The 8,126-nt window shown below is 41.6% G+C and carries 7 protein-coding genes; 6 read left to right on the plus strand and 1 reads right to left on the minus strand.

From position 1 onward, the window contains the following. Window positions 1-35 precede the first annotated feature (35 nt). The 6 genes from mutS to F6K52_RS10410 all read left to right on the plus strand — a co-directional run bounded on the left by mutS (window position 36) and on the right by F6K52_RS10410 (window position 7,869). A complete protein-coding gene (gene mutS / locus F6K52_RS10385; protein ID WP_293077089.1) occupies window positions 36-3,071 on the plus strand; it encodes a DNA mismatch repair protein MutS in 3,036 nt (1,011 codons plus the stop codon). A 526-nt stretch (window positions 3,072-3,597) separates the two neighbouring features. Further along, window positions 3,598-3,876, plus strand: a complete 279-nt coding sequence (locus F6K52_RS10390; RefSeq protein ID WP_293077091.1) for a hypothetical protein — start codon at window positions 3,598-3,600, stop codon at window positions 3,874-3,876. A 267-nt stretch (window positions 3,877-4,143) separates the two neighbouring features. Further along, the gene (locus F6K52_RS10395; RefSeq protein ID WP_293077093.1) at window positions 4,144-4,395 is read left to right on the plus strand and encodes a hypothetical protein; all 252 of its coding nucleotides are present in this window, start codon (window positions 4,144-4,146) and stop codon (window positions 4,393-4,395) included. Window positions 4,396-4,864: 469 nt separating this feature from the next. Next, a complete protein-coding gene (locus F6K52_RS10400) occupies window positions 4,865-5,866 on the plus strand; it encodes a diiron oxygenase (protein WP_293077095.1) in 1,002 nt (333 codons plus the stop codon). Window positions 5,867-5,995: 129 nt separating this feature from the next. After that, complete coding sequence (locus tag F6K52_RS10405) at window positions 5,996-6,715, plus strand: glutamine amidotransferase (RefSeq protein WP_293077097.1); 720 nt, start codon at window positions 5,996-5,998, stop codon at window positions 6,713-6,715. A 194-nt stretch (window positions 6,716-6,909) separates the two neighbouring features. Beyond that, the gene (locus F6K52_RS10410) at window positions 6,910-7,869 is read left to right on the plus strand and encodes a hypothetical protein (RefSeq protein WP_293077099.1); all 960 of its coding nucleotides are present in this window, start codon (window positions 6,910-6,912) and stop codon (window positions 7,867-7,869) included. Window positions 7,870-7,873: 4 nt separating this feature from the next. Here F6K52_RS10410 and F6K52_RS10415 read toward each other — a convergent pair whose 3' ends face one another. After that, window positions 7,874-8,029 (minus strand): hypothetical protein, encoded by a 156-nt coding sequence (locus F6K52_RS10415; RefSeq protein ID WP_293077100.1) that lies wholly within the window; start codon window positions 8,027-8,029, stop codon window positions 7,874-7,876. Window positions 8,030-8,126 lie beyond the last annotated feature (97 nt).

The following is an 8,126-nucleotide window of genomic DNA, read 5'->3' on the forward strand; positions in this document are numbered from 1 at the left end:
ATTACGATAGAATATTGGTATTTCTAGCTTATTACATGAGCAGATCCCCTCAAGCATCTACTCCCGAATCCAACGATAACCTTCCGAAAAGGGCAACTGAAGCAGCAAGGAAAGTTGCGCCTGAGAATACTGACCATCGGACAGTTGACCGCAGTAAGCTGACACCGATGATGCAGCATTTTGCTCAACTAAAAGACCAGTATTCCCATGCTGTGCTGCTCTACCGAGTTGGGGACTTCTATGAAACCTTCTTTCAGGATGCCAGGATAATTTCTGAAGCCCTGGAACTGGTCTTAACTAGCAAAGAAGCAGGTAAGGGAGTGGGACGGGTGCCAATGACAGGGGTTCCTCACCATGCTTTGGACCGCTACAGCACCATGCTAGTGGAAAAAGGCTATGCGATCGCAATTTGTGACCAAGTGGAAGATTCCTCAGTAGCAGCCAAAGAAGGACGTCAGGTGCGCCGGGAAGTCACCCGTGTCCTTACCCCTGGTACCTTGATGGAAGAGGAGATGCTCCATGCTCGTCGTAACAATTTCCTGGCAGCAGTAGTAATTGCTAAGAATCATTGGGGTTTAGCCTATGCAGATATTTCCACTGGGGAATTCCTGACTACTCAAGACCGAGAGTTAGACCTGCTGGTTCAGGAATTGATGCGCTTGCAGCCTTCTGAGGTATTAATTCCCACCAATGCTCCCGATTTGGGGAGTATGCTACGACCTGGTCAGACCTCTGAAAGTTTACCGGATTGTTTACCAAATTCATTTTGTTATGCACTCCGTCCCCAACGACACTTTACCTTGGCCGAAGCCCGACAGCGACTGTTGGAACAGTTCAGAGTGCGATCGCTTGAAGGGTTAGGCTGTGAACATTTACCCCTTGGTGTCCGTGCTGCTGGTGGGTTGTTGGAATATCTGAAGGATACCCAAAAAGAAAATTATGTAGCGTTACAGATATTACGTACCTATACCATTGCTGATTATTTAATTCTCGACCACCAGACTCGTCGCAATCTGGAAATTACCGCCACTGTCCGAGATAACACCTTTAATGGTTCCCTGCTTTGGGCTCTAGATAGAACCAGTACAGCCATGGGAGGTAGAGCATTGCGGCGCTGGCTACTACAACCATTACTAGAGATAAAGGGAATCCGGGCGCGACATGATACGATCGCTGAATTAGTGGAGAATACTGGACTGCGCCAGGACTTACAGCAGCTGCTTCGGAAAATTTATGACTTGGAGCGGTTGACAGGGAAAGCAAGTTCTGGTAGAGCGAATGCTAGAGATTTAGTCGCCTTAGGGGATTCCCTGTTGAGGTTACCGGAATTAGCTGACCTAGCGGCTTATGGCTCTTCTCCCTATCTGAAAGTGATGCAGACTGTACCGCCACAATTAGAAGAGTTAGGGCACACACTCCAGGAGCATCTGGTAGAGTCACCACCGTTGCATCTGACTGAGGGGAAATTAATTCGGCCTCAGGTCAATCAGCAGTTGGATGAAATGCGTGGTCAAGCCGAGGAGGATCAGCAGTGGATTGCTAATTTGGAAGTAACGGAACGGGAAAAGACAGATATTCCCAAGCTGAAGGTAGGGTTTAATAAGACCTTTGGATATTACATTAGTGTACCTCGTGCTAAGACAGCTCAGGTACCAGATAACTATATTCGCAAGCAGACGTTAGTTAATGAAGAGCGCTACATAACCCCAGAGCTGAAGGAACGGGAAGCACGGATTCTCACGGCTCGGGAGGATTTGAATCGTTTAGAGTATGAAATTTTTGTAGGCTTGCGCCATGAGGTAGGGCTGGAGGCTGACAGGATTCGGGGTGTGTCTAGGGCGGTAGCAGCGTTGGATGTGTTGTCTGGATTAGCAGAAATAGCTGTTTATCAGGGGTATTGTCGTCCCGATATGGATCAAAGCCGGGAAATTAGGATTATAGATGGACGGCATCCAGTGGTGGAGCAGTCCTTGCCCAGTGGCTTGTTTGTCCCGAATTCCGCGTCTTTAGGTCAAAACAAGTTGCAGGTTGACGGGGAGTTGAAAGTTGAAGAGGAGTTGAATGTTGGAAGGTTGAAGGTTGAAGAGGAGTTGAAGGTTGATGGGGAGTTGAAGGTTGAAGAGGAGTTGAAGGTTGATGGGGAGTTGAAGGTTGATGGGGAGTTGAAGGTTGAAGAGGAGTTGAAGGTTGACGGGGAGTTGAAGGTTGAAGGTTCTTCTGAGTTGAATGTTGAAAATTCTAACGAGCAACCTACTAACCAGCAACCTTCTAACCTTCAACCTTCAACAGTCCAACCTGCAACCGACACTAACCTTCAACCAAATAACCTTAAACCTGTAACCGTCCAACCTGCCACCGAAACGGATAATCCTGATTTGATTATTTTGACCGGACCTAACGCCAGTGGGAAGAGTTGTTATTTGCGTCAGGTGGGATTGATTCAGTTGATGGCACAGGTGGGAAGTTTTGTGCCAGCATCGGAAGCAAGTTTGGGGATATGCGATCGCATTTTTACCAGAGTCGGTGCAGTGGATGATTTAGCAACAGGCCAGTCTACGTTTATGGTGGAAATGAACGAGACAGCGAATATTCTCAATCATGCTACGGATAAGTCTTTAGTGTTGTTGGATGAGATTGGTCGAGGCACAGCAACCTTTGATGGTCTTTCCATCGCTTGGGCGGTCGGGGAGTATCTGGCTATGGAAATTAAGGCACGAACGATTTTTGCCACCCATTATCATGAGTTGAATGAGTTAGCCTCGATTTTGCCCAATGTCGCTAATTATCAGGTGACCGTAAAAGAGTTAGCCAATGAAATCATCTTTTTGCATCAGGTACAGCCAGGAGGAGCTAACCGTTCTTATGGCATTGAGGCCGGACGTTTAGCAGGTTTACCAACTTCAGTGATTAATCGGGCGAAGCAGGTGATGAAGCAAATTGAGAAGCACAGTAAAATTGCCCTGGGGTTACGCAAAGGGATTGGCAAACAATTGTTAGTTAGGAAGACAACTGGCCAAAAGATGAGCGACCAAGAGATGACTATCGAGCAGTTGGATATTTTTGATGACTAAGCCAAAATGGTTGTGATTTGATTAACAGCGAAACAGTTAACACAGCTGATCAGTTAACGCGGATGGGATGAGACCTAGGAGCCGCTAAGGGAAAGCATTCCCGCCCACTGCTCTTAGGCAAAAAAGATCCGATTGCATAAATTTATGAGCTAGCCCTGATTAGTAAGTAGGTGGGCATAAATAAACGTTAAAACTCAAAATCCGAAAATGAAGCTGTAATCCTCTATTCATAGGGGTTTCATGATTTTTAATTTCAATCATTTACACTTAATTACGCCCAGCTACTTATCCTGACGCAAAAAAGATCCGATTTCATAAATTTATGAGCTAGCCCTGATTAGTATATAGACCTTAACGAATCAATTTGGGGAGCAGCTCCGTGACTAGATACTACGCCACCTGTAACTTTTAATAGGGATAAACCTTTAGTTTCTAAAGGGTAGCATCGTCGATTATAGCCCCATGTGAGCTATAAGTTTTGTGGATTTGTATTTTTTTTTAAGTTATTGGATGAGCGAGGCTAATCATGACAGTTAAAGACGTCTATCAAGATGAACAAGGAAATTCGCATATCGACTATGGAGTTGATCATCTGATGGGGCTAGCCATTAGGAATGATTTAGGACAGACACTGATCCAATTTATTATTTCGATTCCCATGAGTTTCTTGTTTTTTATATTTTTAATTTCCGTTTTTGATGCCTTAATTGAATTAATACCGCAGGTAGATACCAGTATTCAACAGATAGTTCCTCAAGAAAATGGTTCTATTAGAATGATTATAGTAAATGAGTCGTTTAAATAAGCGATTACCCCTTAAATAGCCAGGAATTAAATCAATTAAAAATAAATTGTTTTGAATTGCGGAATTTTATCTATAAGCTTTGTAGGATGAGTAAGGTTCATGTAGGGTGGGCAGTGCATCAGACAGATAATGAAGCTTGCAAACCACGTAGGCACTGCCCACCCTAGGATTAATGAGTTTATAAAAATATTTTTGGTTTGAATTGCGGAATTTTATCTATAAGCTTTGTAGTTATTTTTATAATTTATTGGATGATTAAAAAAACTTATGAAAGTTAAAGACGTCTATCAAGATGAACAAGGAAATTGGCATATCGACTATGGAATCGATCATATGATTGGGCTAGCCTGTAGGGTTTATTTAGGATATTTAATTATGGCATGTATGATTTGGATACCCATAATGTTTATGATTTTCATTGGAGGTGCAATAAATGAATTAAACCAAAAAGAAGATAGCAGCACTCAACAGATAACTCCCTGTGGGTGTGACATGCAAGCTAAAATCATTAATGGGTAATAATTTCAGGCAATTTCAACAAAATCATACATACTTTTTTGGGCTGATATTGGACATATTTATAAGGATTTGAGCTTCAAAAAAATCATTTATAAGGTCAATTTTGTAGTTGACATGTCCTAAGATAATTGGAATCAAAGCCTTATCTAGTAAGCTTTTTAGCGTTCAGATCACCCCCTCAGCTTAATTGCAAAATTGATCCTATTAATAGAATTTTTTTTCTGATCTACCGAACTGGCTGTATAAAAAGGTTATCAAAAAATTAGTATAATCTTAATTTGGCGGTAGTTTTTTTTATAAGACTTGTTTCTAAATAACCCGTCGAATCGGCAATAATCACGGTTTTATACACACTAGGTTTGGTATAGCCAATTTTTCTGGTTATAACTCAGAAAAATTGTTAATTATGCACTGATTTAGGACATTTGCACATTAGTTTTATTACATAAAAAAATTTGGATAGTTAAAAATGAAAATCCGAAACAATCAATTGAAGACTACAGCTACTCTTTCAGTCAAAGATAGAAAGTTCAACTCTCATGACAACTCCCATTGTCGCAACTTCCTACAGAAAATTTCCAATAAGTGGCCTCAACGAGCACAAGTGAAGAAGCAGGAGCCAGAGGCAAAATTCGATCCAACTTTGAAAGACTTTCGCGTGGATTTGTTGCCATTTAAAAACCATCCTCGTTTCTTAGAAGCATCAGAGGAAGTCCAGAATAAAATTCTCTCCTGCGGCTGGCTGGCTTACAACGAGAAAACTATCGGCATCGAATTAAAAATAGTTGTCCCTGCCTGTTCCGATATTATTTATAAAAATGTACCGGGAACAGAAGATGAAATCAGTCAGAAGATTGCAATCGAGACACTTACGGATGAAGCTTTCCACGTGTTACTAGTAAACAACGCTTGCTCCATTACCCGGAAGCAAAGGGGTTTAGAGTCCCTGAGGTTGCCGGACTTTAATCTTGTTATTAAGATGCGTCAGGAACAAGACCGCTGGTCGGAAGATTGGCAAAAAATTATCGTTCAGTTGGTAACGGCGATCGTCTCCGAAGTTTTCATCAGTGACTATCTCAAGCTTTTAGCAGAGGATACCACAATTCAGCCATTCAACAGATTGACAGTTGAGATGCATCGCCGTGACGAGATGGCTCATAGCCCTATCTTTAAGAATTTGGCTAAGTTGGTTTACAGCAAACTGACTAAAGAACAGAAGGAATTCTTCATGGAGATGCTGCCCAAGCCAGTTAACTGGTTTGCCAATATCGAGCTTGGTGTATGGGAAGCAATGTTGGATCAGATCAAATTTCCACATACTAAAGAGGTGATTGGTGATTGCGCAAAAGACAACGAGGTTAACCTGATGCGCATTGATTATAACGGGGTTACTAAGCTCGCCGAAGAGTTGGGCATTTTAGACTCCCAGCGCGGGTTTGATAGCTTCGCCCAGGCAAATCTTCTTAACTAAAAATGCAGGTCAGGACTGAAATTAAGATCGAACTAAGCTAACAACAATGAATGTGGTTCTGACACTTTTATATGGAACTACTACAGTTTGATAAAATTCCAGCAAAATACCATCAATTGAGTAAAAGTTATGACTAAAAATGCCATTGCCATCACACACGTTCCCTTTGAAGATCTAGGCAGTTTACATCAGGCTCTCAAGCAACAGGGTTATCATGTCACCTATATCAAGGCTGCTTCTGTTTATCTAGATAAGATAGATTTTCTCTATCCAGACTTGGTAATAATTTTAGGTGGGCCGATTGGAGCCTACGACGAATCGGATTATCCTTTTTTAACAGATGAACTTCACATACTGGAGCAGCGTTTAGCAGCTAATTTACCCACCATCGGTATATGCTTGGGGGCTCAACTGATGGCAAGGGCACTGGGGGCAAGGGTATACCCTGGTGGTGTAAAAGAAATTGGCTGGGCACCCATAGAACTTAGCGATGCAGGTCAAAAGTCACCTTTGAACTATTTAGCCAAAAAACATACTCCAGTCCTGCACTGGCATGGCGATACTTTTGACCTTCCTGATGGTGCTACTCATCTAGCTTCTAGTTCAAAGTACAACAACCAAGCCTTTAGCTGGGGTGAATGTGGTTTGGCTTTACAGTTTCACCCAGAAGTAACTGCTGCAGGACTAGAGCATTGGTTTGTTGGTCACGCCTGCGAAATTAGTTCAACTCCCGATCTCAGTGTTGCCGAATTGCGTAAAGATACCGCTATGTTTGCCCAAAAATTAGAGTCTCAAGCTACTTTGTTTTGGCAAACATGGCTCAAACAAGTAGAAGCTATCCAGAAGTAATTCATGGAAGTGGATCTTATGGAAATCGAAGTAAAGGTTAAGATGCCAAGATCGATCAAAAAGGCACTCAGGTATTTTTTGACATTTAAATTATTTACATAAATTAACATTTTATTATGTTTAATTTTAATCAATTATGGAACAAAATAGTTCATAAAATTACATCAAATAGCAAATTTTTGTTGCTTACTGCTTTGAGCATTAGTCTGGTTTTGATATTTTTTAGAGCACCCTCACTAGCACAGATTCCGCCACTCAAACCATTGCCCATTGAAGAGGGTTCGGAAATACAACCTGCACCTGAAATAGGAATTGAAGAGGATTCGGAAACAGAACCTGCACCTGAAATAGGATGGGAGTTCTTAGGTAGCCGAGAACTCAATCAAACAGAAATTCACGAAATTGATTATGTAGGTGAGTGCCCAGGTTACAGCTCATCCTATCGGGAAGCCCGGTTTACTTCCATTACTACTCCCCCAGCTCGTAAAAGACGTGTAATTGTTAGAAATATTACCAGAGGAGTAGCTAGTGACCCATATCCTTACACTGACAGAGAGTACGATCATGGTAGATCTTCAGAAGGGACACGGATGAGTTTTGGAACAAGACATGATAGTAAAGAATTTCACGTTTTAGACGGAGAGAATACATTTGAGTACGAGATTAAAGAACGCGATCGTGTACTTGAGTCTGGAGTGTTCACTGCTGTAATTAAAAGAAATATTGATGTCCGACAAAGAGATTCCTATCCTATTACGAAATCAGTTTGTATGAACTCAGAAGTTCCTATGTCTTTGTGTGCTGATATCAGGACTCTTACTCAGTACAAATGTGGTAGTGACTGGGTTATCCAAAGCTTTATCCAGCCAAATACTACTGAAGTTGGTACACTTATATCCAATCAGACTCCCTACTCTGTAAAGTATTGGATCAATGATAGGATACAAAAATTGTCATCAGGTAGCGAAAGAATTTATACCAATAATTTTCTAAACATAAAGTTTAAATCTTGCTCTGTAGGAACAGGTGATGGAAAAAATGCTAAAGACTGTACTAACAAAACCAGGAGTTTAGAACGAGGTAAAAGATATAAGTTTACAGTCTCTGAGTTAGACTATGAATCCGTTGATATAGAAGATTATTCACGATCATAGTTTCTTATAGGGCTACAATTCTGAGAGAATTAAGTACAGCGGTTTGCAATTTATGAGGTATAAAGTTTTGGGTTTGTAGGGAGCAGGGAGCAGGGAGCAGGGAGCAGGAACCCACCCCTAACCCCTCCCAAGAGGGGAAAAGAGGTAAGAGGGAAAACAATCCTGTGCACCTGATAGTTATGCAAACCACCATAAGCATATGCTGAGAGCTCTCAGCTGAATGCTTACATAATTAAAACACCAAAAACTTGCCCCCT

Origin of the sequence: Moorena sp. SIO3H5 (assembly GCF_010692395.1) — a bacterium.
Lineage (GTDB): Bacteria > Cyanobacteriota > Cyanobacteriia > Cyanobacteriales > Coleofasciculaceae > Moorena.

Bases quoted from the DNA above. Each gene is read 5' to 3' on its own strand.
- mutS (WP_293077089.1), top strand. From the start codon at position 36: ATGAGCAGATCCCCTCAAGCATCTACTCCCGAATCCAACGATAACCTT.
- F6K52_RS10405 (WP_293077097.1), top strand. From the start codon at position 5,996: ATGACTAAAAATGCCATTGCCATCACACACGTTCCCTTTGAAGATCTA.
- F6K52_RS10400 (WP_293077095.1), top strand. From the start codon at position 4,865: ATGAAAATCCGAAACAATCAATTGAAGACTACAGCTACTCTTTCAGTC.
- F6K52_RS10395 (WP_293077093.1), top strand. From the start codon at position 4,144: ATGAAAGTTAAAGACGTCTATCAAGATGAACAAGGAAATTGGCATATC.
- F6K52_RS10390 (WP_293077091.1), top strand. From the start codon at position 3,598: ATGACAGTTAAAGACGTCTATCAAGATGAACAAGGAAATTCGCATATC.